The sequence below is a fragment of the Leisingera sp. ANG-DT genome, assembly GCF_000813785.1.
In the GTDB taxonomy this organism is placed as follows: domain Bacteria; phylum Pseudomonadota; class Alphaproteobacteria; order Rhodobacterales; family Rhodobacteraceae; genus Leisingera.
Window position 1 is genome coordinate 145,788 of sequence record NZ_JWLE01000004.1, and the last position, 24,906, is coordinate 170,693.

Below are 24,906 nucleotides of genomic sequence, written 5' to 3' on the forward strand. Positions count from 1 at the left end.
GAGGTCAGGCGCCGAGGCGCGGGATCTTGTGGTGGCCCAGGGCAAAGCCGATGTGTTTCTGTTCCATGTAGAACTCGAAGCTCCAGTCGCCGCCATCGCGGCCGATGCCGCTGGCCTTGACCCCGCCAAAGGGGGTGGGCAGGTGGCGGACGTTTTCTGAGTTCACCCAGATCATCCCGGCCTCCAGCGCGTTTGTGAAGCGCAGGGCGCGGGTGAGGTCGTTGGTCCAGACATAGCCGGTGAGGCCGTACTGGGTGTCATTGGCCAATGACAGAGCCTCATCCTCGTCCTTGAAGCGGATCGCGGTGAGGACGGGCCCAAAGATTTCCTCCTGCGCGATGGTCATATCATTGGTGGCATTTGTGAACAGGGTCGGGCGGACAAACCAGCCCTGATCACCTGCGCGGGTGCCGCCGGCGGCGATGGTGGCGCCGTCCTGTTTGGCGGTCTCGAAGTAGGAGGTGACCTTGTCGAAATGCACCTTGTGGATCAGCGGGCCGACCTCTGTGGCGGGGTCCAGCGGGTGGCCGACGCGGATGTTGTTCACGCGTTCGATCAGCTTGGCCTCGAACTCCTCCGCGATGCTCTCCTGCACCAAGAGGCGCGAGGAGGAGGTGCAGCGCTCGCCGTTCAGCGAGTAGATCATGAAGATCGCGGCATCGAGCGCACGGTCGAGATCGGCGTCGTCGAAGACAACCACCGGGTTCTTGCCGCCCAGTTCGAAATGCACGCGCTTAAGGGTGTCGGCGCCTTGTTTCATGATCATCGAGCCGGTCTTGCTCTCGCCGACAAAGGCGATGGCCTTGATGTCTGGGTGTTCGGTGAGGGCCTTGCCGGCATCCTCGCCAAAGCCGTTCACCAGGTTCCAGACACCGGCGGGCAGACCTGCCTCGTGGGCGATTTCGGCCAGGATGCGGGCGGTGAGCGGCGAGAATTCAGCCGGTTTGTGGACCACGGTACAGCCTGCGGCCAGGGCAGGTGCGATCTTCCAGGTCGACAGCATGAAAGGCGTGTTCCACGGGGTGATGACGCCGACCGGGCCGATTGGCACCCGGGTGGTCACGTTCATCAGTGTCGGGGATTGCAGCTGCTGGCCGTCGCGGGCGGAGGTGGCCTTGTCGGCAAAGAAACGGAAGTTCTCTGCACCGCGCAGGGCCGCCTTGGACATGAAGCGCAGGGCCTGGCCGGTGTCCCAGCATTCGCACAGCGCGATTTCCTCGGCGCGTTCGACGATTAGGTCGGCGATGCGGTGCAGGATTTTCTTACGCTCCAGCGCCGGCATGTCGCGCCAGGCGGGGAAGGCCGCCTTGGCGGCCGCTGCCGCGGCGTCGATGTCCTCAGCGCCGCCTTTGGCAACAGAGCAGATCACGCTTTCATCGACGGGTGACGATGTTTCGAAGGTGTTGCTGGAGGCGGCGGGGCGGCTCTCGCCGCCGATCAGGCTCAGGATGCCGGTCTCGCGGAAGCGGGCCAGGTGGCTTTTCAGCGTTTCGATGTTGGTGGTCAGATCGCTCATCACTGGTCCGCCTTTTGCATGTGGTCGCGGATGGTGCCGCATTTCGGGGAAAGCTCCGGGTCGATGTTGCGCATCTCCAGCGACAGCGCGATGGAGTGCTGTCGCATGGCCGGCTCAAGGAAGGATTGCGCTGCCTCGAACACCGCCTGGGCTGCGCGTTTGCGGGTGTCCAGGTCACGGCCCGCGCGCAGCCGGATGGAGATGTCGAGATAGCCGTGCCGGTCATCGCCGTCGGCAATGGAGGTGTGATTGGCCGCAAAGGCACGCACCCGGATGCCCGCAAGGGGGAACACGCCGGTGGCTGCCGCTGCCTGCCGCAGATGGCAGCACAGGGCGGCGATGTCGGTGCGCGCCTCCATATTGGCTGAGTAGTCCAGCGTGATGTGCGGCATCTGCGTTACCTCTCCTGAATTACTTAACATGTTTAGCAATTGTGCGGCGATGAGTCAAGCGGAAGAAACCCAAGCGGCAATTGCGTTTAGCCGGAAGCGGGGTGATAATCGCGTATGACCAGGATGATGCCCTCCACCGACCGTTCGCTGCCCATTGCCCTTTTGAGGGCGCGGGAGCGTGTGATGGGTCCGATCCGTGCCCTGCTGAGCGGCGCGGGGCTTACCGAGCAGCAGTGGCGCGTTTTGCGGGTGGTGCAGGAGAGCGGGCCGATTGATCCAACCCAGATCGCCGACAAGGCCTGCCTGCTGCTGCCCAGCCTGACGCGGATCCTGCAGAAGCTGGAGGAAAAGCAGCTGATCAGCCGGGAGCGCGACAAAGAAGACCGCCGCCGTCAGGTGGTGCGGATTGCGCCTGCAGGGGAGAAGATCATCACCGACAACCTGGAGGCCAGCCTGGAGCTGATGGAGCAGACCCGCCGGAAGATGGGGGTGGAGCGCTATGAGGCTCTGCTGGATCTGCTGAACGAGCTGGATCAGATCGATTTGTCCGAGTGAGTCGGATTTGCCGCATTTGGCGCGGATGCCGGGGTGCGTGACGCAAATGGACCAGATTATTCAGTTTTGTGGCGGGTCAATGACTTTCATACTATTGTCAAATAAAATCAATTGTCTAGATGTGGTTTGAGACTGCATTGCTGCAACCTGTGATGCTGCATCTGCACAGGTGATTTCCCGCCTGTGACGCAAATGGCGCTGCCGATGTCCGAAATCCCTCTGTGATGTGACGCATTTCTCACTCATCCTGCCGGGGACAGTTGATGAGGACATCATGCGGTACTCTGGCCTGAAAGTGATCAAGGAGGCCCTGACGGGCCACAAGGGATGGCGCCCGACCTGGCGTGATCCGGAACCCAAGAAAAGCTACGATGTGGTGATCATCGGCGGCGGCGGGCACGGGCTGGCGACGGCCTATTACCTGGCCAAAAACCACAACATCACCAATGTCGCGGTGATCGAGAAGGGCTGGATCGGCGGCGGCAACGTGGGCCGCAACACCACCATCATCCGCTCCAACTACCTGCTGGACGGCAACGAGCCGTTTTACGAGCTGTCGCTGAAGCTGTGGGAAGGGCTGGAGCAGGACTTCAACTATAACGCCATGGTCAGCCAGCGCGGCATTCTGAACCTGGTGCATACCGATGCGCAGCGTGATGCGGCGCGGCGGCGGGGCAATGCGATGATCCTGAACGGGTCCGACGCGGAGCTGCTGGATACCGATGGCGTGCGGGCGATGTACCCGTTCCTGAATTTCAATGATGCGCGTTTCCCGATCAAGGGCGGCCTCCTGCACCGCCGCGGCGGCACCGTGCGCCACGATGCGGTGGCCTGGGGCTATGCCCGCGGGGCAGACCTGCGCGGCGTGGACATCATCCAGAACTGCGAAGTCACAGGTTTCAAGATCGAAAACGGCAAGTGTCTGGGCGTGGAGACCACCAAGGGTTTCATCGGCGCCAACAAGGTCGCGAGCTGTGTGGCTGGATCTTCCAGCCGGGTGATGGAGAAGGCGGGCATGCGCCTGCCGATCGAGAGCCACGTGCTGCAGGCGTTTGTCTCTGAGGGGCTGAAGCCGGTGCTGGACGGGGTCATCACCTTTGGCGCTGGTCACTTCTATTGCAGCCAGTCGGACAAGGGCGGCCTGGTCTTTGGCGGCGATCTGGACATGTACAACTCCTATGCGCAGCGCGGCAACCTGCCGGTGGTCGAGGACGTGATGGAGGGTGGCATGGCGCTGATCCCGGCGCTGGGCCGGGTGCGGATGCTGCGCAGCTGGGGCGGTATTATGGACATGTCGATGGACGGCTCCCCCTTCATCGACAAGACGCATATCGACGGTCTCTATTTCAACGGCGGCTGGTGCTACGGCGGATTCAAGGCAACCCCGGCCTCGGGCTGGTGCTATGCGCATCTGCTGGCGACCGATACCCCGCACAAGGTGGCAACGGCCTACCGGCTCGACCGGTTCCGCCGCGGCTGCATGATCGACGAAAAGGGCCAGGGCGCCCAGCCGAACCTGCACTGAGGAAAGGAAGACAGCGATGATTATCAACCATCCGATCCTCGGGCCGCGGGATTTCCAGGAGTTCACTTACCTGGGTGATGCGTCCCTGATCGACCGGCCGGACTGGCAGGCTGACAATGCAGCGGATCAGTTCCACGACTACCTGTATCTGCGCGATAACCCGGCGGGCGAGCACCGCGAGCTGTGGTTTCACGAGCAAGGCGACCGGTCCTGGCTGGTGGTGACCCGCAACACCGTGACCCATGAAATCCTGAATGTCGAACTGGCCCGTGATGTGGCCCGGGCAAGGGGACGCAGCAAATGACTGACGCAGTGATGAATGCCGGCCGCGTGGCCTTTCAGGCCGACGGCAGCACCGGTGCCCGCAAGGGGGTGCAGGTGAACCGCTTGGACGGGGGGCTGATCAAGGGCGGCAAGCCGCTGAGCTTCACCTTCGATGGCAAGCGTTTCAAGGGATTTGAGGGCGACACATTGGCCTCGGCCCTCTTGGCGAATGGCGTGCGGCTGATGGGCCGGTCGTTCAAATACCACCGTCCGCGGGGCGTGCTGACCTCCGGCTCCGAAGAGCCGAACGCGCTTGTCGAGCTGCGCAGCGGCGGGCGGCAGGAGCCGAACACCCGCGCCACCGTGGCGGAGCTGTATGACGGGCTGGAAGCGAACTCGCAGAACCGCTGGCCGTCGCTGCAGCATGACTTCATGGCGATCAATGACCGGTTCTCGAATTTCCTGACCGCGGGTTTCTACTACAAGACGTTCATGTGGCCTGCAGCGTTCTGGGAAAAACTGTACGAGCCGATCATCCGCAAGGCGGCGGGTCTGGGCAGTATCAGCTTTGAGGCCGATCCGGATGCTTATGACAAGGGTTTCCTGCATTGCGACCTCTTGGTGATCGGGGCCGGCCCCACCGGCCTGATGGCGGCGTTGACCGCGGGCCGGGCGGGCGCGCAGGTGATTATTGCCGACGAGGACTTTCTGCTAGGCGGGCGTCTGAATGCGGAAACCTTCGGTGTTGGCGACCTGACCGGTGCTGCCTGGGTCGAGCAGGCGCAAGCGGAGCTGGCGGCTATGCCGAACGTGCGGGTGATGCCGCGCACCACCATTATCGGCGCCTTTGATCACGGTATCTATGGCGCGGTGGAGCGGACTGCCGACCACGTGCTGGCGCCGGAGGCGGGCAAACCGCGGCAGATCCTGTGGCGGATCTACTCCAAGCGGGCGATGCTGGCGGCGGGCGCCACTGAACGCCCCATTGCGTTTGAGAACAACGACCGTCCCGGCGTGATGCTGGCCGGTGCCGTGCGCGCCTATGCCAACCGCTGGGCGGTGACGCCGGACCAAACCGTTGCGGTTTTCACCAACAACGACGACGGCCACCGCACTGCCGCCGACCTGATCGCCAAGGGCGTCAAGGTGACCGCGGTGATCGACACCCGCGCCGATGCGCCCGCGGTCGAGGGGGCTGAGCTTTTTGCCGGTGCGCAGGTGATCGACACCAAGGGCCGGCTGGGCCTGGAATCCGTCCGCCTTCGTCTCGCCAGCGGCATCACCCGCGACGTGCCTTGCGGGGCACTGGCGGTGTCCGGCGGCTGGAACCCGAACGTGCATCTGACCTGCCACCAGCGCGGCCGCCCGGCCTGGCGCGAGGATATTGCGGCCTTTGTGCCGGCAGGCGAGCTGCCGCAGAACATGGTCGTCGCCGGTGCCGCCAATGGCGATTTCTCCACCGCCGCCGCGCTGCGCGCCGGTGCCGAGGGCGCCGTGGCCGCATTGTCGGAGCTGGGTATCGAGGCAAAAGCTGCCGATCTGCCTGAGGCTGAGGATGCGCCGGTCAACGTGACCCCCTTCTGGTATGTGAAGGAAGGCAAGGGCCGCGCCTGGCTGGATCAGCAGAACGACGTCACCGTCAAGGACGTAAAGCTGGCGCACCAGGAGAACTTCCGCTCTGTCGAGCACCTGAAGCGTTACACCACCCTTGGCATGGCAACCGATCAGGGCAAGACCTCCAACATGGGCGGCCTGGCGATCATGGCTGAGCTGGCGGGCAAGCAGATCCCCGAGGTCGGCACCACCATGTTCCGCCCGCCGTATACGCCGGTCTCCTTTGGTGTGATGGCAGGCCGGTCCGTCGGTGAGGAATTCCGCCCGACCCGCAAGACCCCCAGTCACAAATGGGCCGAGGAGCAGGGTGCGGTGTTTGTCGAGGTCGGCCAGTGGCTGCGCGCGCAGTGGTTCCCCAAGGCGGGCGAAACCCATTGGCGCCAGTCGGTGGACCGCGAGGTGCTGCAGACCCGCAATTCGGTCGGCATCTGCGACGTGACTACGCTGGGCAAGATCGATGTGCAGGGCAAGGATGCTGCCGAGTTCCTGAACAAGATGTATGCCAATGCCTTTGCCAAGCTGCCGGTGGGCAAGGTCCGCTATGGGCTGATGCTGCGCGAGGACGGCATTGCCTATGACGACGGCACCGCGGCGCGGTTCGCCGAGGATCATTTCGTGGTGACCACCACCACCGCCAACGCAGTTCTGGTCTACCGCAACATGGAATTTGCGCGCCAGTGCCTGTTCCCGGACATGGATGTGCAGCTGATCTCGACCACCGAGGCCTGGGCGCAGTTCGCGGTGGCGGGTCCGAATGCCCGCAAGCTGCTGCAAAAGGTCGTGGATCCGGAGTTCGACATCTCGAACGAGGCGTTCCCCTTCATGGGCTGCGGTGAGATCACCGTGGCGGGCGGCTGCCGGGCGCGGCTGTTCCGGATCTCCTTCTCGGGCGAGCTGGCCTATGAGATCGCGGTACCGACCCGCTATGGCGATGCGATGATCCGCAAGCTGATGGAAGCAGGCGAAGAGTTCGGCGCTGTGCCTTACGGCACCGAGGCGCTGGGCGTCATGCGGATCGAGAAGGGCCATGCCGCCGGCAATGAGCTGAACGGCACCACCTCGGCGCTGAACCTCGGCATGGGCAAGATGGTCAGCAAGAAGAAGGACTGCATCGGCAATACCCTGAGCGAACGCGAGGGGATGAACCAGGAGGATGCTCTGAAGCTGGTTGGTTTCAAGCCGGTGAATGCCGCCGATCCGGTGCAGGCCGGGGCGCATCTGATGAATGCCGATGGCGAGGTCAGTGCTGCCACCGACCAGGGCTATATCACCTCGGCGGCCTATTCGCCGGTGCTGGGCTGTTCGATCGGGATCGGTTTCCTGAAGCGCGGCGACAGCCGCAAAGGCGAGGTGATCCGAGCGGTCAACCCGCTGGAGGGCAAGGAAATCCAGGTCGAAGTTGTCAGCGCGCATTTTGTGGATCCGGAAGGGGAGCGTCTCCGTGGGTAAGTTTGATAATCATGGGCTCAAAGCCATCTCTCCGCTGGGCGGGTATGAGCCGCGGGTGGATGTCTTCACGGGTCTCCAGATCCGGGAAGTCACTGACCGGGCGCTGGCCTCCTTGGCGGCGCGTCAAGGCAGCGAAAATGCGGTGAAATCTGCGGCCGCGTCTTATCTGGGCGGTGCCCTTCCTGAACCTGCCGGCTGGGGTGAGCACGGTGTGTTTTCTGCCTGGTGGATGGGGCCGGACCTGTGGATGGTCTCTGCGCCGCATGACAGCCACGAACTGATGGCGGCGGATCTGAAGCGGGCCGTGGGCGAGGCTGGCTCCGTGGTGGAACAGACCGACGGCTGGTGCCGCTTCGATATGGAAGGCCCGCGCTGCTTTGACGTGCTGGAGCGGCTGTGCAATGCCAATGTCCGCGCGGGCAAGGCGGGCGATGCCACCCGCACCTCGATGGAGCATCTGGGCGTGTTCCTGCTGTGCCAGACGCCGGGGCAGGGATATTCGATCATCGGCCCGCGGTCCTCGGCAGCATCGCTGCATCACGCGCTGGTGGCGGCTGCGAAGTCTATGATCTGAAAAAAGAAAAAGGCCGGTGGTTTCCAAAGAAAGCCACCGGCCTTTTTGTGTCTGGTCTTTGCTGCCTGGGAGGGTCAGGCCGAAGGGATGGGCCTGTTGTCCTGGACCCTGAACAGGTTCACCTTGCGGCGTTCCTCCTGTGGGGTGACGCCGAAGCTTTCGCGGTAGTGCTGCGACAGGGTGGAGGAGGTGGCATAGCCCACCGCATTGGCGATCGAGGTGATCGAGTCGCGGGAATACATCACCAGCTGCCGTGCCGCGTTCATCCGCAGGGTGCGGTAATAGATGGCCGGGCTCTGGCCGGTGGCGGCCTTGAAGCTGCGCTCCAGCTGGCGCGGCGAAACGCCGATTTCGCTGGCGGCATCACGGATTGAGACCGGGTGCTCCAGATTGTCGGCAAACAGCTCAACCGCCTTGGCAACCGGCGGCGGCAGGCTGTCGGCGGTGCTGTCGGTCTTGAAGGCGGGGATTTTCTGACGCACGCCCTCGGCGCGGACCATCGGGTGCTGGAACCAGCAGGCGACCTCTGTCATCACGGCGTCGCCCATGGCGCGCTCGATCAGTTTCAGCGACAGGTCGAACATCGCCGCGGCGCCGCTGGCAGTGAAGCGGCGGCGGTCCAGCACGATCACGTCGTCGACGGTGGCAAGGGACGGGAACTCGGCTGTGAAGGCTGCCTTATAGCACCAGTGGACCGAGCAGCTGTGGCCGTCGAGCAGGCCGGAGCGGGCCAGCGGAAACACCCCGCCGGAGACCGCGCCCATGGTGGTGCCGTGCCGGGCCAGGTGGCGCAGCTTGCCGTTGGAGGCCTTGGGGTCCTCAAATTTGCCTTGCGGGCTGGACAAGAGGAACAGGGTGTCGACGCCGTCGGCCTCATCCAGGGCGCAGTCGGGCTGGAAGGCCACATTGGCGGAGGCGTTCACGCTGCTGCCGGTTTCGGACACCAGTTTCCATCGGAAGGTTTCAGAGCCGGCAATTTCATTTGCCGCGCGCAGGGGTTCGATGGCCGAGGTCAGGCAGGCCATTGGAAAGCCGGGAAAAATCAGAAAGCCGAGTGTCATGGTGTTATCGCGCTGCATGAGGTGAATAATAGCTTGCGAAGAGAGATTCGCACAGCGGCGAAGGGATGCCTGCGCCGTACAGGAAGGGGAAAACGGCGCAGGCGTATCTGCCGGGGACGAGTCCCTAGTTCTGCAGATATGCTTCCAGCGAGTCGTCCAGGGCGTCCTTCCACGGGGTGTGGTGCACGGGTGCCATGGTGCCGGTGATCACTGATTTGTAGGAGTTGTTGCGGAAGGCCATGATGTCCTGGGCCTTGTGGCCTTTCCACTCATAGAAGGCCTGGCAGGCGCCCGCCACGTCGAAGGTCGGGTAGTCGGTCTCCTCGATCAGTTCCAGCACGTAGTCGCCCTGGTACTTGATCGCGTATTTGACGTCGTCTGAGGCTTCCTCGCGCTCTTCGCGCTCCTTGACGTCGGCCAGAAGGGTTTCCTTGTCCGCCGGAATCTGGATCTTGCCCATGATCGCGTCGCGGACCCACCAGGCCTGGGCGTCGAACATGTTGAAGGTGAACCACTGATCCTGCATGCCCAGATAGAACATCTTGGGGTTATGGGCAAAGACCACGCCTTTGTAGAGGTCGGCGGTGGCCAGGCGATTGGCGGTTTTCAGGCGCAGGTCGTCCGGCAGGAAGTTGAAGAAGTGCTTGTAGCCGGTGCAGAGGATGATCGCATCGACTTCCTTCTGGGTGCCGTCAACGAAGGTGGCAGTGTTGCCGGACACCGATTCCAGCGCCGGAACCTCGTCCCAGTTGTCCGGCCATTTGAAGCCCATCGGTGCTGAGCGGTAGGAGGTGGTGATCGACTTGGCGCCGTATTTCCAGCACTGGGAGCCGATGTCTTCGGCAGAATAGGATGAGCCCAAAAGCAGGATGTCCTTGCCTGCAAATTCGCGGGCATCACGGAAGTCGTGGGCGTGCAGGACGCGGCCGTTGAAGGTGTCGAAACCAGGGTAGAACGGCACATTCGGGGTTGAGAAGTGGCCCGAGGCGCAGATCACGTGATCGAAGTCTTCCTTGTAGGTGCTGTCCTTGGCGTGGTCATGCACGGTGACGGTGAAATTGCCCTTGTCCTCGTTGTATTCGACCCAGCGGATCGGGGAGTTGAAGCGGATCCACTTGCGCACATCCGCCTTTTTCACCCGGCCTTCGATGTAGTCGAACAGCACGGCGCGCGGCGGGTAGGAGGCGATCTGTTTGCCGAAATGCTCTTCGAATGAATAGTCGGCAAACTCCAGGCCTTCCTTGGGGCCGTTGGACCACAGGTAGCGGTACATCGAGCAGTGCACCGGCTCGCCGTTTTCGTCCAGACCGGTGCGCCAAGTGTAGTTCCACAGGCCGCCCCAGTCGTCCTGCTTTTCAAAACAGACGATTTCCGGGATCTCCTCGCCCTTGTTGGCCGCGGACTGGAAGGCGCGCAGCTGGGCCAGGCCTGAAGGGCCGGCGCCGATAATGGCAATACGTTTCTTGGTCATCTGGTTCTCCCGTTGGTTCGGACCAATATCTTAATTTGGCTCATTTGGTCTGGTCCAATTAGGTCCAAACTTGCACCAATAAGTCAACATTTTTTCACATGCGGAATGTTTTTGGGCGCAATTGGACTGGAAACGCATTGTTTTATTGGTAGGATTTCAAACATGAAGACGACCAGTTTTGTGCACCAGCTAACCGCCCGCGCGGCGTTGCCGCGGCTGTCCGTGGGGATGGCAGAATCAGTGAATATCGGGTTCCTCGGCCCGCTTTCGGGTCCTGTGGAGAGCTGGGGGCTGCCTGGATTGAACGGCTGCCGGATCTGGGAGGACGGGCTGAACAAGGCCGGCGGAGTGCTGATCGGCGGCCGCCGCTACCCGATCCGGATCCACTCATACGATTGCGGCTATGATCCAGAACGCGCGCTGGAAGGTGCGGTTGAACTGGTTCAGCAGCACAACGTGAAGCTGATGCTGATGCTGGGCGGTGATACCTTTGCGCCGGTGCGCGACTTCCTGATGCGCAACAAAGTGCTGACCTCCACGCTGCTGCCCAGCGACCTGTCGCCGGACACGCCCTATTTGATTGCGCCAAGCGAGGCGCACCCGATTCAGAATGTGACCGGGGTGTCCTGGCTGGCGGAAAACCGGCCGGAGCTGAAAACGGTGGCCCTGTGCAGCCAGTTCGATCTTCTGGGGCTGCCTTCGCAAGCTGTATACCGGGCGGCGTTCAAGGCGGCGGACAAGGAGATCTTGCACGAGGTGCAGTATGATCCCGGTGCCAGTGATCCGGCGCCGGTGGTGGATCCGATGCTGGAAAGCGGCGCCGATATCCTGTGCTGGTGCTCGTCTTATGCGCCGATGGTGCACGCAATGACCGAATATGCCCATTCCAAAGGCTTCAAAGGGCAGATCATCAGTTGCACCATGGACGGTTATGACCGGCTGGTGGAGCGGACCTCGCCGGACTTCATGGAGGGGGTGGTGTTCCAGTTTCCGGATTTTGATGATCCGATGCTTCGGGAAAAGGCGTTTTTCTTCAACCGGCCGCATGTGTTCTATGAGGAGTACAACCGGCGTTTCCCGGGCAGCTGGTCTGCGGTGAGCTGGGAATATGTGGCGATCCTGGATATCTGGCACAGCGCGGTGGAGAAGGCGGGATCGGTCGCGCCGCCCTCGGTGCTGGCAGCAATGAAACAGCTGGGCCATGTCACCCACGCCTTTGGCCACGCGGAATGGTGGGGTGAAGAAATATTCGGTATTTCCAATGCCTTGGTGGGCGATTGGCCGGTGGTGACGATCCAGGACGGCAAGGCGCGGATTGCGGATTTCAAGTCGATCCCCGCCTGGCTGGCGCAGCATTCAGGTCTGCTGAAATCAGAGATGGAAGCGCTGGGGCAGCTATGGCACCAGCGGCTGGAAAGCGATGCGCCGGGCAGCGAGGTCAGCTCGCGTGCGGTGGAGGGCTGAGCGGGATCAGACCTCCTGCAGCAGCAGCTTCTGCTCGTCGATAAGGTGCAGCTTGATGAATTCCACCGCCGATTCCACATCGCGCGAGGCGATGGCGTTGAACAGCGTGTTGTAGCGCTTTTGGTAGTCCTGAATCCGCTGCGGCGTCAGGTGGCGGCGGCGCAGCGCAGTGCGGTAGGACAGGCGGCAGGCCTCGATCGTCAGCTCGTAGCAGGAGTGCAGCAGCGGGTTGCCGGTGCCTTCGGCGATTTTGCGGTAGAGATCCTCCTCCGCATCGATGAATTCACCTGGGTCAGTGCGCACGGCTTCGACACGGGACAGGATCTGATCCAGCTCCTCGATCTGGCGCGGGGTCATGTTGATCACTGCCAGCCGCACCAGTTCCGGCTCCAGAATGCCGCGCACCACAAGATGGTCGAGCGGTGAAACCTCGTTGGCCAGCGAGCTATAGGAGGTGGCTTCCGGCTTGGGGTCGGAGCGGTATTTCACAAAGCTGCCGGAGCCGGCCCGGCGGTGGATCACGTTCTGGGTGGCCAGAACATCCAGCGCCTCCCGCACGGTGTTGCGGGCGACGCCCAGTTCGGACGCCAGTGTGCGTTCCGAGGGCAGCCGGGTGTCCACCGGGTAGGTGCCGGATTTGATCCGGGCAAACAGCGTGTCGATCACCACCTGCACAGTGGCGCCGACGGAATGGGTGGTCAGAATTTGCGAAGTGGTTTCTTCCGCTGAGCTCATGGTCTGTCTTTTCCGGGCCGTGTGAGCGGGAAACCCTGCTCCTGAGTGCTGTGCGCTCGCTGCTTGTGCCAGTGTGGGTGGCGGCGTTGCAGGTGTTTTCACAGCGGTGATTGGGTCTCAGATTAGCGGTTCCGCTGCTAGTCAGCAAGGACAGCTCTGCGAATTGGTTCTGTGTTGTGGTGTTTTCACAGGTTTAGACGGACGGCGTTATCTCTCTGTTTTTCTGCCATTTTTAGGTCGCAGAGCGAAGTCGCTGTCTGGAGGGCCGCAAAATTGGTGCCTTTTTGGTCTGGAGGCCGCAAGCGCGAACCGGGCCTGTCTTCTGGCGGCGGTGGCCCTGTGTCCCTGCCGGCCTAATTTTCAGGTCACGCCGGATGCCGCCCTTCGGTAGGCGGGCGCAGCGCCGCGGCAACAAATTTCTTTCCTGTGGCGGTAAGGGGTTGGGAAAAATGAGTAATGGCAGTAAAATAATTTTCGCAGCATTCCTTGCGTTTGGGAAAGTTTTTACATATCGGCTGCTGCGCGCTTGTCAGAGGCCATCCATAAGGAAGATAACACAGTGGCTAAACTCAAAGATGATAGTGACGCAGTGGCAAATAACCTTTCCCAAGACCCGCACCGGGTCCGTGATGGTGCAGAAAAAGTTCTGGAAGTGGCGATTGGCCGCGAGGTGCGGTCGTTCCGGCGGCAGCAAGGGATCACAGTGGCGGATCTGGCCAATCTGACCGGGCTGTCAATCGGGATGCTGTCGAAGATCGAGAACGGCAACACCTCGCCGTCGCTTACCACTTTGCAGCTTCTGGCCAATGCGCTAAGCGTGCCGATCACGTCGTTTTTCCGGCGGTTTGAGGAAAGCCGCGAGGCGGTGCACACCAAGTCTGGTGAAGGCGCGGAGACGGAGCGTGCGGGCACGCGGGCGGGCCACCAGTACCAGCTGCTCGGGCATCTGGGAGCCAATGCGTCTGGCGTGATGGTGGAGCCTTACATGATCACCCTGACCGAGGAGTCGGATGTGTTCCCGACCTTCCAGCATGACGGGGTGGAGATGCTTTATATGCTGGAGGGCGAGGTGGACTACCGCCATGGCGACAAGGTGTTTCCGCTGAAGCCGGGCGATACGCTGTTCTTTGACGCGGATGCGCCGCACGGCCCGGAAAGCCTGGTCAAACTGCCGGCACGTTATCTGTCGATCATTTCCTACCCGCAATCGAGCTGACCCGCAGTGGCGGAGGCTCCCGCCGGCTGCGCGGCATCAGGAGCTGCCCCTGCACTGTTGGGCGTGGTTGCGTTCTGCTGCGGCCTTGCCGGTTGCCGCCTGCAGCGCGCATCGCGCGCTGCCCGGCCCAACGCCGCGCGGGGCGCAGGCGCAGGCTGCGGCCTGATGCGGGGGCGGGAGGCGCTGCTTTCATTGGGAAAAAGAAACTGCCGGAGCCAGAGGCAACGGCAGTCAGTGAAGCGGGCCTAAGTGACAGGGGTAGGGATGGCCCGCAAGTCCGCTCGGGATCAGTCGTCGTCGGGCCAGATGCCGTCTGAGGTTGGTGTGCCGTCGTCAAACTGCGACAGGTATTCCACCATCAGCGGGCGGTTGTCGATGAAGCCCTTGTAGGTCGCCAGCTCCTCCGGCAGGTCGCGGATCACCCGGTGCAGGCGGCGTGCCCATTTCGGGACCGTCACCAGATCCTCGAAGCGGATCAGGTAGCAGCGGATCGGGAATACCAGCGCGTTGGAGCGGGGCAGGCGGAAGAAGGTCTGCAGCTCGACCCGCAGGTGCTGCTTCTCGCCGATGTTTTCCATCGTCAGCCCCTGCTTCATCACGCCCCATTTGTGGTAGTTCTCGGGGCTGGTGTCCAACAGCGGGTTGACTGTCATTGTCCAGTTCAGGCGGCGGGCGGGCTGGCCCTGCTGGATGTTCAGCAGGAACTTGAGCGCGCGCACGAAGATGCCCATCTCATGCGCTTTCGGCACCGGCGCGTGCCATTCGAAGAAGTTCATGCCGATGTCGAAATCCAGTGACCAGTCGGCCTGGGTGGTGACCATGCCGGCATCCATCCACAGGTTGTCGTCACGCTGGTCCAGCACTGCAAAGTCGCCCTGGGTCTGGCGGGTGATGTATTCCATCGGGCCGTAGGGCAGGGTGCTTTCATCAAGGAAGGTGAAGGTGTCGTCGATGCCCAGCGGCTTGTTGATCCAGCGCCAGCGGTTGCCTTCTTTATGCAGTTCGAACAGGTCCGGGTATTCGGCTGCCTTGGCTTCCATGATCAGCTCGACCAGATCCCAGCCTGCCAGCGTCATATGCGGCAGCGACTGGCAGCGCAGCGGGTCGTTTGCCAGCACCCGGGCGCGGTCCTTCATTTCCGAGACATAATGCTCGTCCACGTCGAAGGTGCGCTCGAATACCGAGCCGGGCCGATAGGATTTATGCGGCTCCATGTTCACGGAGTACATGTAGCTGTCTTCGTGGAACGGGAAGGGGAACCGCTTAATTGCCCACTCCGAGTTCTTGAAGGTGAAGTCGCCGTGGAAGGTTTCGTCGTTGAATTGGATAGTCATCTTTCTCTCCCTCAGCGGTCCAGAACCAGTGTCTTGCCTTCAAAGCGCGACACGCAGGGCATGATGTGTTTGCCGCAGGCTTTTTGCTCATCGGTCAGCCAGTGGTCGTAGTGCAGGAACTTGCCGTCGTAGCCGATGACATTGGTTTCGCACTGGCCGCAGGCGCCACCGCGGCAGAGGTAGGGCGCGTCGATGCCGGCCGCTTCCAGCGCCTCCAGCAAGGACTGGTGTTCGCCGACCTGAACGATCTTGTTCGACACCGCGCATTTCACCTCAAAAGGTTTGCCCGATGCAGGCGCCAGGAATTCCTCGGAATGCACCGCCTCACGCGGCCAGCCCATGTCCTCTGCGGTGGAATGCACCCAGTTGATCATGCCCTTGGGGCCGCAGACGTAGACATGGGTGCCGAGCGGCTGGTTGGCGAGCAGGGTCTTGAGGTCGATCGCCTCTTTCTGGTCGTCATGGTAGATGTGCACCTTGCCCGGGTAGCGCTCGGACAGTTCGTTGGCATAGGTGCCGAGCGAGGCTGTGCGGACCGAATAGTGCAGTTCGAAATTGCCGCCCATCATCGACAGCTGATGCATCTGCGCCATGAAGGGGGTGATGCCGATGCCGCCGGCCAGCATCAGGTGCTTCTTGGCCCGCAGGTCCAGCGAGAACAGGTTGACGGGGTTGGAGATCACCATCTCCATACCCTCTTTCACCTTGCTGTGCATAAATTTTGAGCCGCCGCGGCCCTGATCGTCGCGCCGCACCGAGATGGTGTAGGCGCCGCGGTCGGCCGGGTTGGACATCAGCGAGTAGGCGTTCAGGCGGGTGATATCGCCGTCCTGCATCTCGACCACGGTATGCGCGCCGCCCGAGAAGGTGGGCAGGTCGCCGCCGCCGGTGCGGACGAATTTGAAACGGGTGACCAGGTCGTTGATCGGTTTGACCTCGGCCACGGTGACATTCAGTTTTGCGGTGCCAGCACTCATTTGAACAGCTCCACTTTCTCGGGGATGTTGCCCGGATCCTCGGCATCCACCCGCACACCCTGAAAGGCGGCGAGGCGGCGCGAATAGTGATCGCGCACGAACAGGCTGAGGCCGCAGTGACTGCATTCGAACGGGTCGGTGGTGACGTCCTCGGTGATGCCCTTGCAGTGCACGCATTGCATGCGCCGCGCGGTGGAGCCGCGGTGTTCAGTCTGGATGGCGGTGTGCGGAATGCCAGCGGCTGTGGCCTCGGCCATGGCCTGGCCCATCAGGCTTTCGGTGCCTGAGAGGTAGACCTGCGTGCCCATGTGGCAGTCCTGCAAGGCGCGGCGGATGCGGCTCTGTGCGGCTTCGTAAGACGGGCCTGCGTAATATTTGCCGGCCCCCAGTGCCTCCAGCTGGCTGCTGTATTTGGTGCCGGTCTTCTTGGGGATGTAGATGATATGGGCCTTGGCCCAGAAGTCCGCGTCTGCGGAATTGGCCAGATCCAGGATCGCCTCGGCGCCTTCGGCGTCGGCGATCATCAGGTGGCCGCTGCCGGAGCGGGCCTCAAGCTCGCCGTAAACCGGGCGGCTGGTGATGGAAGGGGAGAATTCGGTCTTAGACATGTGGGTCGCTTTTCCTGCAGTCCGGGTGAACGAAAGCGGGCGCCCCCGAACGGGGACGCCCGGGATCCGGATCAGCCCTTTGCGGTGCGGATCGATTTGTCCTTGTCGTAGAAGGGCATCTCTTCGGCGGTGGCGGCAATCTCTGTGCCGTCGCCGTTGCGGACAGTCAGCTTGGTGCCCGGCTTGGCGCAGGCGACCGGCATCCGGGCGATGCCCACGTTGTGGTTGTTCACCTCGGAGTACATGCCGTAGGTGACCACGCCGACCTTCTCGCCGTTCTGCAAGAGATCCGCGCCTTCGTCCGCGGGGGTCTTGCCCTCCAGCATGACGCCATAGATCTTGAAGCGTTCCTTGCCTTCGGCGGCATAATGGTTCTCGGCGCCGATGAAGCCGGTCTTGCCCGGGGAGACGGTAAACTCGAGGCCCAGTTCCCACAGAGTGTCGCCGCAGGGCTCATCGTCGAACGGGTAGGTCTCGGAGTTGTCGCCCGGATAGAACAGAAGGTAGCTTTCGGTGCGCAGCAGGTCGAGGGTGGAGAATTGCACGGGAACGATGCCCATCCCCTTGCCCTTGTCCAGGATGCTGTCCCAGAGATGCACCGCGTCCTTGGCCTGGCAGAAGATTTCATAACCGCGCTCGCCGGTGTAGCCGGTACGCGAGATCATCACCGGGCAGCCGAACAGCTTGGTCTGGATGATGCCGAAATAGGCCAGATCGCGGATGCCGGGCACATATTCGGCTAGGAAGTCCACGGCGACGGGGCCTTGCAGCGACATGTCGTGCAGGTTGTCGTCGAACACAACCGAGCAATTCTTGCCGGCGGCAACGCTGCTGAGCTGTTCCATTCCGGTGCCGGTGCCGTGGACCACCATCCAGCTGTTCACTGACAGGCGGTAGATGATGCAGTCATCCACGAACTTGCCCTGTTCATTCAGGATCGAGGCATAAGTAGAGCGGCCCGGCATGATCTTTTCGACGTTGCGGGTGGTGACCCGGTCGATGACCTGGGCGGCGTGCTCGCCCACGACGTGGACTTTCTTGAGGCCGGACACGTCCATGAGGCCCGCCTTGGTGCGGACCGCCTCATAGTCGGCCTTGGCGCGTTCAGGTGTCTGGTCATAGAACCAGGCGGTTCCCATGCCGTTCCAATCTTCCAGCTCGCCGCCGATTTCCTTGTGGCGCTGCGCCAGTGCTGAAGTCCGCCAGATGATGGCCATTGTTTGCGTCTCCCTATTGGTGCGGACCAAAACTCTTGATTTGGTTCCTTTGGTCCGGTCCAGTTAGCCAAGGGAGGAGGGTTCATGTCAACGATTATTCCTAACAGGAAAAAGATTTCTCTTAAAAGGCGGTTTTTGAACGTGTTTGCGGCATGAATTGGCCTGAAACGGTCTTTTTGGTCTTCGGCTTGGGGTTGCGGCGGGCCTTTGGCGGCCCGCTGAGAGTGAGAATCGCTGTGCGGCTGTGCCGGAGATTCGCGTGATTCCGTCGCAAATTGACGATGCGCCCTTGGATTGGATGGCCCTTCCTTCCGCGGTCTCCTGCCTGAAACTGTTGCGCTGCGGCAGATGTTTAGCCCTTGAAAGTCCAAGGCTTAGGGGTCGCATCGGGAGTGGTAAGTGCCGTTTCTTGGTTGCAATGATTTCCCCAAAGGTAACAATTTTTCACATGATTATTGACAGCTCGCCCCCCTGAGACCCAATAATATAGGAAAATAATTTTCCCAAGAGGCAAAAAGCCCGGGATACTGCCAACAGGAGGGCAAAACATTGGATGGAAATCTGAACGCGTTAACGACGGTGTTCACCGAGTTCTATTACTGGGTGACCGTTGTCTTCATGTTCCTCATTCACGTGGGGTTCTGCATGTATGAGGTCGGCGCCAGCCGTCACCGCAACCACATGCATACACTGATGAAGAACATCATGATCATTCCGCTGGTCACGGTGACCTTCTTTTTCTTCGGCTGGTGGATCTACTGGTCCTTCCCGAACTTCCCGTTCTTCGGCGGGCTGAATCATGATGCGGGGGCTGCGAACCTGCCGTGGTCGGAAAACATGGGCACCAACCTGTCGGACCGGATCACCGGTGTGTTCTGGGCAGCGTTCCTGCTGTTCTCCTGGACCGCGGCCTCGATCGTGTCCGGTGCGGTCATTGAGCGGATCCGCTCTTCCGCTCTGTGGGTGCATGCCGTCATGATCGGTTCGGTGTTCTGGATCATCGACGCGGCCTGGGGCTGGCACGCCGAGGGCTGGATGGTGAAGTACCTGGGCTACCATGATGCCTATGCCTCCGGCGTGATCCACGCGATTGCCGGCGGTTATGCGCTGGGTGTCATTATGGTGCTTGGCCCGCGTCTGGGCAAGTTTGCCGCCGATGGCACTCCGCGGGACATCCCGCCGCATAACCCCTGGATGCTGACCATCGGGATCTTCCTGATCTATTCGGGTTTCTGGGGTTTTTACGCAGCCTGCAACATCCCGGCGATCTCGCCTGAGGGCATTGGCGGCCTGCTGACTGGCGAGACCTGGACAGCCACCAATATCTACCTGGCGCCGACCTCGCTGTCCGCAATCACCTTCAACTTCCTGATGTCGCTGTCCGGCGGCCTGATGGCAGCCTATGTGGTGTCCAAGGGCGATGCATTCTGGACCTTCTCTGGCGGTCTGGCGGGCATCATCACCGCCTCTGCGGGCAACGACCTGTACCACCCGATCCAGGCGATGCTGGTCGGCGCGGTTGGTGTCGTCATTGTTTACAAGCTGCACTACTGGGTCGAGCGTACTTTCAAAATCGACGATGCGGTCGGTGCGGTTGCGGTGCACGGTTATTCCGGCATCGTGGGCCTGATCATCGCAGGCTTCCTGCTGTGGGGCGCGCCGAGCTCGCCGTATGAAGGCTATGCCACCGTCAACCCGGTTGGTCAGACCATCGGCGCGGTGATCATGTTCTTCGTGCTCGGTTTCCTGCCTGCCTTTGTGATCTCCAAGATGCAGGCCGCGGCCGGCGTGCTGCGGATCCCGCTGGAGGTCGAACTGCAAGGTCTCGATTACGCTGAACACCATGCCTACGAAGATGCCAAAGCCGAAATCATCGCTGCTGACAAGGCTGCGCTGAATGGCGGCACTGTCCCAGCTGAATAAGGAGAACTGGAATGTCTACGATCGGTTATGACAGCTGGGCGGTGGACCTGGCAGAGGTTGGAGCGGTCTATCCGTTCCAGGGATCAGAAGGCCTGATGGTTGTTCTGGGGGTAATCTTCTGGATCGGCTGGCACAGGATCCAGTTTGTCCGCGAAGGCGCCCATCTCGATAAGGCTAAAGAGATGGGAGACAAGGAGAAAATAAGCGCTCTGCTCGAAAAATACTGATGTGGAGACCTGCAAAGGCGCGCCAGGACGGCGCGCCTTTCTTCCTTCTAAGGAAAATAAGTTTCATAAGAGTTGAATGAGTGAACGCAAACTGCTAGCGTTGATTCGAGATGAAAAGCAGGAGGCGCACCCATGTGCGGGATTGTCGGTCTTTTTCTGAAAGACAAATCACTAGAGCCAAAACTGGGCGATATGCTCACCGATATGCTCATCACCATGACGGACCGCGGTCCCGACAGTGCGGGCATTGCAATCTACGGATCCGAGGCGGGCGGGCGTACCAAGCTGACCGTTCAGTCGGACGCACCTGACGAGGCCTTTGACGGGCTGGACGGGGCGCTGGCCGAGGCGCTGAGCACCGATGTGTCGATCCGGGTCATCGATACCCACGCGGTGCTGGATGTGCCCGCGGGCAAGAGCGAGGAGGCCCGCGCTGCGCTGGCTGAGCTGCGCCCCGGCATGCGTGTCATGAGCGCGGGCGACACCATCGAGATCTACAAGGAAGTGGGTCTGCCCGAGAAGGTTGCCGAGCGTTTCAACGTGCGCGGCATGAGCGGTACCCACGGTATCGGCCACACTCGTATGGCCACCGAATCCGCCGTGACCACTGAGGGCGCACACCCGTTCTCCACCGGCTCGGACCAGTGCCTGGTGCACAACGGCTCACTGTCGAACCACAACTCCCTGCGCCGCAAGCTGCAGCGCGACGGTGTGCGGATCGAAAGCCAGAACGACACCGAAGTGGGTGCGGCTTACCTGACCTGGAAGATGCAGCACGGCGCCACCCTTGGCGAAGCGCTGGAGGGCACGCTGGAGGACCTGGACGGTTTCTTCAACTTTGTCGTCGGCACCAAGGACGGTTTTGGCGTGGTCCGCGACCCGATCGCCTGCAAGCCGGCCGTGATGGCAGAGACCGACCAGTATGTGGCCTTCGGTTCCGAATACCGCGCGCTGGTGAACCTGCCGGGCATCGAAGACGCCCGCGTCTGGGAGCCTGAACCCGCAACCGTTTACTTCTGGAACCACTAAGATGCAGACATATGATCTTGAAGCAAATGGCCTGCGTGGTCTGAACTCCGCCCTGCAGGAACTGAACGGCAGCTCCAACAAGACTGCCTGGGAAATCGTCAACCCCAAGGGCAGCCATGCGATTGCCGTTGGTCTGAACTCGCCTGTCGAGGTGACCGTCAAGGGCTCCACCGGGTACTACTGCGCCGGCATGAACCAGCAGGCGACGGTCCGGGTCGAGGGCTCGGTCGGGCCCGGTGTGGCGGAAAACATGATGTCCGGCACCGTGATCGTCGAGGGTGACGCCAGCCAGTATGCCGGGGCCACCGGCCACGGCGGCCTCCTGGTGATCAAGGGCAATGCCTCGTCACGCTGCGGTATCTCAATGAAGGGCATCGACATCGTTGTGCACGGCAACATCGGTCATATGTGCGCCTTCATGGGGCAGGCCGGCAACTTGGTGGTGCTGGGCGATGCCGGCGATGCGCTGGGCGACAGCTGCTACGAGGCGCGTTTCTTTGTGCGCGGCTCGGTCAAGAGCCTGGGTGCGGACTGCATCGAAAAGGAAATGCGCCCCGAGCACATCGAGATCCTGAAGGATCTGCTGGCCCGTGCAGGCGCCGACGCCAAGCCGGAAGAGTTCAAGCGCTACGGCTCCGCCCGCAAGCTCTACAACTTCGACGTCGACAACGCGCAAGCGTACTAAGGACAGGGATCAAAAGACATGGATAGCAATAACATCCCCCGTACGGTCCCGATCCAGTCGGCGACCTTCTCCAACCCCATCAACGCGGAAATACGCCGCGCCTCGGCCACCGGGATCTATGACATCCGCGGCGGCGGCGCCAAGCGGAAGGTGCCGCATTTCGACGACCTGCTGTTCCTTGGCGCCTCGATCTCGCGCTACCCGCTGGAGGGCTACCGCGAGAAATGCGAGACCAAGGTGACGCTGGGCACCCGCTTCGCCAAGAAGCCGATTGAGCTGGATATCCCGATCACCATCGCCGGCATGAGCTTTGGCGCGCTGTCGGGTCCGGCGAAGGAGGCCCTGGGCCGCGGCGCATCGGCTGCGGGCACCTCGACCACCACAGGCGACGGCGGCATGACCCCGGAAGAGCGCGGTCATTCGACCAAGCTGGTCTACCAGTATCTGCCGTCCCGCTACGGCATGAACCCGGACGACCTGCGCAAGGCCGACGCGATTGAAGTTGTGGTCGGCCAAGGCGCCAAGCCGGGCGGCGGCGGTATGCTGCTGGGGCAGAAGATCTCTGACCGGGTTGCGGAAATGCGCACTCTGCCGAAAGGCATCGACCAGCGTTCTGCCTGCCGCCACCCGGATTGGACCGGCCCCGATGATCTGGAAATCAAGATCCTGGAGCTGCGCGAGATCACCGACTGGCAGGTGCCGATCTACATCAAGGTCGGCGGCACACGGCCTTATTATGACACCGCGCTGGCGGTGAAGGCCGGAGCGGACGTGGTGGTGCTGGACGGCATGCAGGGCGGCACCGCTGCCACTCAGGACGTGTTCATCGAACATGTCGGCCTGCCGACGCTTGCCTGTATCCGCCCTGCCGTTCAGGCATTGCAGGATTTAGGTGTGCACCGCGAGGTGCAGCTGGTGGTTTCCGGCGGCATCCGCACCGGGGCTGACGTTGCCAAGGCGCTGGCGCTGGGCGCAGATGCAGTTGCGATCGGCACTGCAGCGCTGGTGGCACTGGGCGACAACGACCCGAAATGGGAAAGCGAGTACCAGAAGCTGGGCACCACCACTGGCGCCTATGACGACTGGCACGAGGGCAAGGACCCGGCCGGCATCACCACCCAGGACGCGGAACTGATGAAGCGCCTGGACCCGGTTGATGCGGGCCGCCGCCTGCGCAACTACCTCAAGGTGATGACGCTGGAGGCCCAGACCATTGCCCGCGCCTGCGGCCACAACCACCTGCATAACCTCGAGCCCGAGGATCTGTGCGCCCTGACCATGGAGGCCGCCGCGATGGCGCGGGTGCCGCTGGCCGGCACCGACTGGTACCCGGGCAAAGCAGGGTTCTGACGATTGGCGGGGCGCGGCCGGCAACGGTTCGCGCCCCATTTCCGAAATACGTTCAACAGGGAAAGGAAGTAGGACCATGACCACAGATCTGGCTGCTTTCGCAAAAGAAAAAGGCGTCAAATACTTCATGATCTCCTTCACCGACTTGTTCGGTGGCCAGCGCGCCAAACTGGTGCCGGCGCAGGCGATTGCGGATATGCAGGAAGACGGGGCCGGCTTTGCCGGTTTTGCCACCTGGCTTGACCTCACTCCGGCGCACCCGGACATGCTGGCGGTGCCGGATCCGTCCTCGGTGATCCAGCTGCCGTGGAAGCCGGAGGTCGCCTGGGTGGCGGCGGACTGCGTCATGGAGGGCGAAGACGTGGCCCAGGCGCCGCGCAACGTGCTGCGCCGCCTGATCAAGGAAGCTGCGGACGAAGGGCTGCATGTGAAGACCGGCATCGAGGCCGAGTTCTTCCTGCTGTCGCCGGACGGGGAGCAGATTTCCGACCCGTTCGATACGGCTGAAAAACCCTGCTACGACCAGCAGGCGGTGATGCGCCGCTATGATGTGGTGCGCGAGATCTGCGACTACATGCTGGAGCTGGGCTGGGGCCCGTACCAGAACGACCATGAGGACGCCAACGGCCAGTTCGAGATGAACTGGGAGTTCGACGACGCGCTGTCGACCGCCGACAAGCACAGCTTCTTCAAGTTCATGACCAAGTCGGTGGCGGAAAAGCACGGTTACCGGGCAACCTTCATGCCGAAACCGGTCGAGGGTCTCACCGGCAACGGCTGCCACGCCCATATCTCGGTCTGGGACGCGCCGGGCAAGGATTCCCGGGTCAACGTCTTTGCCGGTGAAAAAGGCACGGGCCAGATTGCCGAGCTGGGCCTGTCGGAGCAGGGCGGCTGGTTCCTGGGCGGCATCATGAAGCACGCATCAGCCCTGGCGGCGATCACCAACCCGACGGTGAACTCCTACAAGCGCATCAACGCGCCGCGCACGATGTCCGGGGCCACCTGGGCGCCGAACACCGTGACCTGGACCGGCAACAACCGCACCCACATGGTGCGCGTCCCCGGCCCCGGCCGGTTTGAGCTGCGCCTGCCGGACGGGGCGGTGAACCCCTACCTGCTGCAGGCGGTGATCATTGCGGCGGGCCTTTCCGGCGTCCGCTCCAAGGCCGATCCCGGCCCGCGCCACGACATCGACATGTATGCCGAGGGCCACAAGATCACCGATGCGCCGAAACTGCCGCTGAACATGCTGGATGCTCTGCGCTTCTACGACAAGGACGACGGTTTGAAGGCGATGATGGGTGAGGAGTTCTCTGCGGCCTACCTGAAGATGAAGCAGCAGGAGTGGAACTCCTTCGTCAATCACTTCTCCCGCTGGGAGAAGGACAACACGCTGGACATCTAGGCACTGATTCCCCTGTCCGGCTTTCGGGCCGGACTTTGCACGGCCCGGGTTCTGCCCGGGCCCTTTTTGTTTGCGGCAGCGCCTGCCGCATATGCGCCGTTTTCACCCCGGGTGAAAAACCGCCTGTTTCCTATCGGCGGCGGAAATGCGGAAAATGCCCGCTTTTGCACTGAAAACCTGGCAGGAGGGTGTTGACGGTCAGGAAAATAAATTGAGTAATAGGAATATATCTTGCCTCGCACTCAACAAGTGCCGCGGGGAGTGAACCGGAACGGATGGCAGCAGGGAGATGGCCATGAGCTACAAGAGTGA

General features: G+C 62.0%; 23 protein-coding genes. 13 read left to right on the forward strand and 10 right to left on the reverse strand.

What is annotated here, in order from left to right:
- Window positions 1–4 precede the first annotated feature (4 nt).
- Entirely contained in the window at window positions 5–1,516 is a 1,512-nt protein-coding gene (gene hpaE / locus RA21_RS05080; RefSeq protein WP_039147012.1) for a 5-carboxymethyl-2-hydroxymuconate semialdehyde dehydrogenase, read from the reverse strand.
- Window positions 1,516–1,908 carry a 5-carboxymethyl-2-hydroxymuconate Delta-isomerase gene (locus RA21_RS05085; protein WP_039147016.1) on the reverse strand — a complete coding sequence of 131 codons (393 nt, stop codon included), beginning with the start codon at window positions 1,906–1,908 and terminating at the stop codon, window positions 1,516–1,518. The genes hpaE and RA21_RS05085 overlap by 1 nt, the downstream gene beginning before the upstream one ends.
- 114 nt (window positions 1,909–2,022) lie before the next feature.
- On the opposite strand from RA21_RS05085, the gene hpaR reads away from it, so the two are divergent.
- From hpaR to RA21_RS05110, 5 genes are all read left to right on the forward strand, one after another.
- Window positions 2,023–2,463 carry a homoprotocatechuate degradation operon regulator HpaR gene (gene hpaR, locus RA21_RS05090; protein ID WP_039147018.1) on the forward strand — a complete coding sequence of 147 codons (441 nt, stop codon included), beginning with the start codon at window positions 2,023–2,025 and terminating at the stop codon, window positions 2,461–2,463.
- A 274-nt stretch (window positions 2,464–2,737) separates the two neighbouring features.
- On the forward strand, window positions 2,738–3,988 hold the full coding sequence (locus RA21_RS05095; protein WP_019294539.1) for a sarcosine oxidase subunit beta family protein: 1,251 nt from the start codon (window positions 2,738–2,740) through the stop codon (window positions 3,986–3,988).
- Window positions 3,989–4,004: 16 nt separating this feature from the next.
- Entirely contained in the window at window positions 4,005–4,292 is a 288-nt protein-coding gene (locus RA21_RS05100; protein WP_019294538.1) for a sarcosine oxidase subunit delta, read from the forward strand.
- An 11-nt stretch (window positions 4,293–4,303) separates the two neighbouring features.
- Window positions 4,304–7,315, forward strand: a complete 3,012-nt coding sequence (locus RA21_RS05105) for a sarcosine oxidase subunit alpha family protein (RefSeq protein ID WP_052257600.1) — start codon at window positions 4,304–4,306, stop codon at window positions 7,313–7,315.
- The gene (locus RA21_RS05110) at window positions 7,308–7,889 is read left to right on the forward strand and encodes a sarcosine oxidase subunit gamma (protein WP_039147022.1); all 582 of its coding nucleotides are present in this window, start codon (window positions 7,308–7,310) and stop codon (window positions 7,887–7,889) included. Before RA21_RS05105 ends, RA21_RS05110 begins: the two co-directional genes overlap by 8 nt.
- A gap of 74 nt (window positions 7,890–7,963) precedes the next feature.
- Here the strand turns inward: RA21_RS05110 and RA21_RS05115 are convergent, their stop codons facing one another.
- Window positions 7,964–8,968 (reverse strand): GlxA family transcriptional regulator, encoded by a 1,005-nt coding sequence (locus tag RA21_RS05115; protein ID WP_019294534.1) that lies wholly within the window; start codon window positions 8,966–8,968, stop codon window positions 7,964–7,966.
- Between the two features lie 106 nt (window positions 8,969–9,074).
- On the reverse strand, window positions 9,075–10,421 hold the full coding sequence (locus RA21_RS05120; protein WP_019294533.1) for an NAD(P)-binding domain-containing protein: 1,347 nt from the start codon (window positions 10,419–10,421) through the stop codon (window positions 9,075–9,077).
- 162 nt (window positions 10,422–10,583) lie between these two features.
- Here RA21_RS05120 and RA21_RS05125 point away from each other — a divergent pair, with 162 nt between their 5' ends.
- Window positions 10,584–11,885, forward strand: a complete 1,302-nt coding sequence (locus tag RA21_RS05125) for an ABC transporter substrate-binding protein (protein ID WP_039147025.1) — start codon at window positions 10,584–10,586, stop codon at window positions 11,883–11,885.
- 6 nt (window positions 11,886–11,891) lie between these two features.
- Here the strand turns inward: RA21_RS05125 and RA21_RS05130 are convergent, their stop codons facing one another.
- Window positions 11,892–12,620, reverse strand: a complete 729-nt coding sequence (locus tag RA21_RS05130; RefSeq protein ID WP_019294531.1) for a FadR/GntR family transcriptional regulator — start codon at window positions 12,618–12,620, stop codon at window positions 11,892–11,894.
- Window positions 12,621–13,179: 559 nt separating this feature from the next.
- Between RA21_RS05130 and RA21_RS05135 the strand changes: the two genes are divergently transcribed.
- Window positions 13,180–13,836 (forward strand): helix-turn-helix domain-containing protein, encoded by a 657-nt coding sequence (locus tag RA21_RS05135; RefSeq protein ID WP_052257601.1) that lies wholly within the window; start codon window positions 13,180–13,182, stop codon window positions 13,834–13,836.
- Window positions 13,837–14,123: 287 nt separating this feature from the next.
- On the opposite strand, the gene RA21_RS05140 is transcribed toward RA21_RS05135, so the two are convergent.
- The 4 genes from RA21_RS05140 to RA21_RS05155 form a co-directional block, all read right to left on the reverse strand.
- A complete protein-coding gene (locus RA21_RS05140) occupies window positions 14,124–15,170 on the reverse strand; it encodes a heme-dependent oxidative N-demethylase family protein (protein ID WP_039147028.1) in 1,047 nt (348 codons plus the stop codon).
- A gap of 11 nt (window positions 15,171–15,181) precedes the next feature.
- Window positions 15,182–16,147 (reverse strand): PDR/VanB family oxidoreductase, encoded by a 966-nt coding sequence (locus RA21_RS05145; RefSeq protein WP_039147030.1) that lies wholly within the window; start codon window positions 16,145–16,147, stop codon window positions 15,182–15,184.
- Window positions 16,144–16,755 carry a dimethylamine monooxygenase subunit DmmA family protein gene (locus RA21_RS05150; RefSeq protein ID WP_039147033.1) on the reverse strand — a complete coding sequence of 204 codons (612 nt, stop codon included), beginning with the start codon at window positions 16,753–16,755 and terminating at the stop codon, window positions 16,144–16,146. Before RA21_RS05150 ends, RA21_RS05145 begins: the two co-directional genes overlap by 4 nt.
- A gap of 71 nt (window positions 16,756–16,826) precedes the next feature.
- Window positions 16,827–17,972, reverse strand: a complete 1,146-nt coding sequence (locus RA21_RS05155; protein WP_019294526.1) for an aminomethyltransferase family protein — start codon at window positions 17,970–17,972, stop codon at window positions 16,827–16,829.
- 549 nt (window positions 17,973–18,521) lie between these two features.
- Here RA21_RS05155 and RA21_RS05160 point away from each other — a divergent pair.
- The 6 genes from RA21_RS05160 to glnT all read left to right on the forward strand — a co-directional run bounded on the left by RA21_RS05160 (window position 18,522) and on the right by glnT (window position 24,594).
- The gene (locus RA21_RS05160) at window positions 18,522–19,895 is read left to right on the forward strand and encodes an ammonium transporter (protein ID WP_029204636.1); all 1,374 of its coding nucleotides are present in this window, start codon (window positions 18,522–18,524) and stop codon (window positions 19,893–19,895) included.
- Between the two features lie 11 nt (window positions 19,896–19,906).
- Window positions 19,907–20,122 (forward strand): hypothetical protein, encoded by a 216-nt coding sequence (locus tag RA21_RS05165; RefSeq protein WP_019294524.1) that lies wholly within the window; start codon window positions 19,907–19,909, stop codon window positions 20,120–20,122.
- Between the two features lie 132 nt (window positions 20,123–20,254).
- Window positions 20,255–21,151 carry a class II glutamine amidotransferase gene (locus RA21_RS05170; RefSeq protein ID WP_019294523.1) on the forward strand — a complete coding sequence of 299 codons (897 nt, stop codon included), beginning with the start codon at window positions 20,255–20,257 and terminating at the stop codon, window positions 21,149–21,151.
- A 1-nt stretch (window position 21,152) separates the two neighbouring features.
- Window positions 21,153–21,836, forward strand: coding sequence for a GltB/FmdC/FwdC-like GXGXG domain-containing protein (locus tag RA21_RS05175; protein WP_019294522.1), 684 nt, complete (start codon window positions 21,153–21,155; stop codon window positions 21,834–21,836).
- 18 nt (window positions 21,837–21,854) lie between these two features.
- A complete protein-coding gene (locus RA21_RS05180) occupies window positions 21,855–23,186 on the forward strand; it encodes an FMN-binding glutamate synthase family protein (RefSeq protein ID WP_039147036.1) in 1,332 nt (443 codons plus the stop codon).
- A gap of 76 nt (window positions 23,187–23,262) precedes the next feature.
- The gene (glnT, locus tag RA21_RS05185) at window positions 23,263–24,594 is read left to right on the forward strand and encodes a type III glutamate--ammonia ligase (protein WP_039147038.1); all 1,332 of its coding nucleotides are present in this window, start codon (window positions 23,263–23,265) and stop codon (window positions 24,592–24,594) included.
- Between the two features lie 130 nt (window positions 24,595–24,724).
- Here the strand turns inward: glnT and RA21_RS22975 are convergent.
- Window positions 24,725–24,906, reverse strand: a 182-nt coding sequence (locus RA21_RS22975) for a hypothetical protein (RefSeq protein WP_206540043.1), incomplete at its 5' end; no start/stop codon positions are given.

Bases quoted from the DNA above. Each gene is read 5' to 3' on its own strand.
- hpaE (WP_039147012.1), bottom strand. From the start codon at position 1,516: ATGAGCGATCTGACCACCAACATCGAAACGCTGAAAAGCCACCTGGCC.
- RA21_RS05085 (WP_039147016.1), bottom strand. From the start codon at position 1,908: ATGCCGCACATCACGCTGGACTACTCAGCCAATATGGAGGCGCGCACC.
- hpaR (WP_039147018.1), top strand. From the start codon at position 2,023: ATGACCAGGATGATGCCCTCCACCGACCGTTCGCTGCCCATTGCCCTT.
- RA21_RS05095 (WP_019294539.1), top strand. From the start codon at position 2,738: ATGCGGTACTCTGGCCTGAAAGTGATCAAGGAGGCCCTGACGGGCCAC.
- RA21_RS05100 (WP_019294538.1), top strand. From the start codon at position 4,005: ATGATTATCAACCATCCGATCCTCGGGCCGCGGGATTTCCAGGAGTTC.
- RA21_RS05105 (WP_052257600.1), top strand. From the start codon at position 4,304: ATGAATGCCGGCCGCGTGGCCTTTCAGGCCGACGGCAGCACCGGTGCC.
- RA21_RS05115 (WP_019294534.1), bottom strand. From the start codon at position 8,968: ATGCAGCGCGATAACACCATGACACTCGGCTTTCTGATTTTTCCCGGC.
- RA21_RS05120 (WP_019294533.1), bottom strand. From the start codon at position 10,421: ATGACCAAGAAACGTATTGCCATTATCGGCGCCGGCCCTTCAGGCCTG.
- RA21_RS05125 (WP_039147025.1), top strand. From the start codon at position 10,584: ATGAAGACGACCAGTTTTGTGCACCAGCTAACCGCCCGCGCGGCGTTG.
- RA21_RS05130 (WP_019294531.1), bottom strand. From the start codon at position 12,620: ATGAGCTCAGCGGAAGAAACCACTTCGCAAATTCTGACCACCCATTCC.
- RA21_RS05140 (WP_039147028.1), bottom strand. From the start codon at position 15,170: ATGACTATCCAATTCAACGACGAAACCTTCCACGGCGACTTCACCTTC.
- RA21_RS05145 (WP_039147030.1), bottom strand. From the start codon at position 16,147: ATGAGTGCTGGCACCGCAAAACTGAATGTCACCGTGGCCGAGGTCAAA.
- RA21_RS05150 (WP_039147033.1), bottom strand. From the start codon at position 16,755: ATGTCTAAGACCGAATTCTCCCCTTCCATCACCAGCCGCCCGGTTTAC.
- RA21_RS05155 (WP_019294526.1), bottom strand. From the start codon at position 17,972: ATGGCCATCATCTGGCGGACTTCAGCACTGGCGCAGCGCCACAAGGAA.
- RA21_RS05165 (WP_019294524.1), top strand. From the start codon at position 19,907: ATGTCTACGATCGGTTATGACAGCTGGGCGGTGGACCTGGCAGAGGTT.
- RA21_RS05170 (WP_019294523.1), top strand. From the start codon at position 20,255: ATGTGCGGGATTGTCGGTCTTTTTCTGAAAGACAAATCACTAGAGCCA.
- RA21_RS05175 (WP_019294522.1), top strand. From the start codon at position 21,153: ATGCAGACATATGATCTTGAAGCAAATGGCCTGCGTGGTCTGAACTCC.
- RA21_RS05180 (WP_039147036.1), top strand. From the start codon at position 21,855: ATGGATAGCAATAACATCCCCCGTACGGTCCCGATCCAGTCGGCGACC.
- glnT (WP_039147038.1), top strand. From the start codon at position 23,263: ATGACCACAGATCTGGCTGCTTTCGCAAAAGAAAAAGGCGTCAAATAC.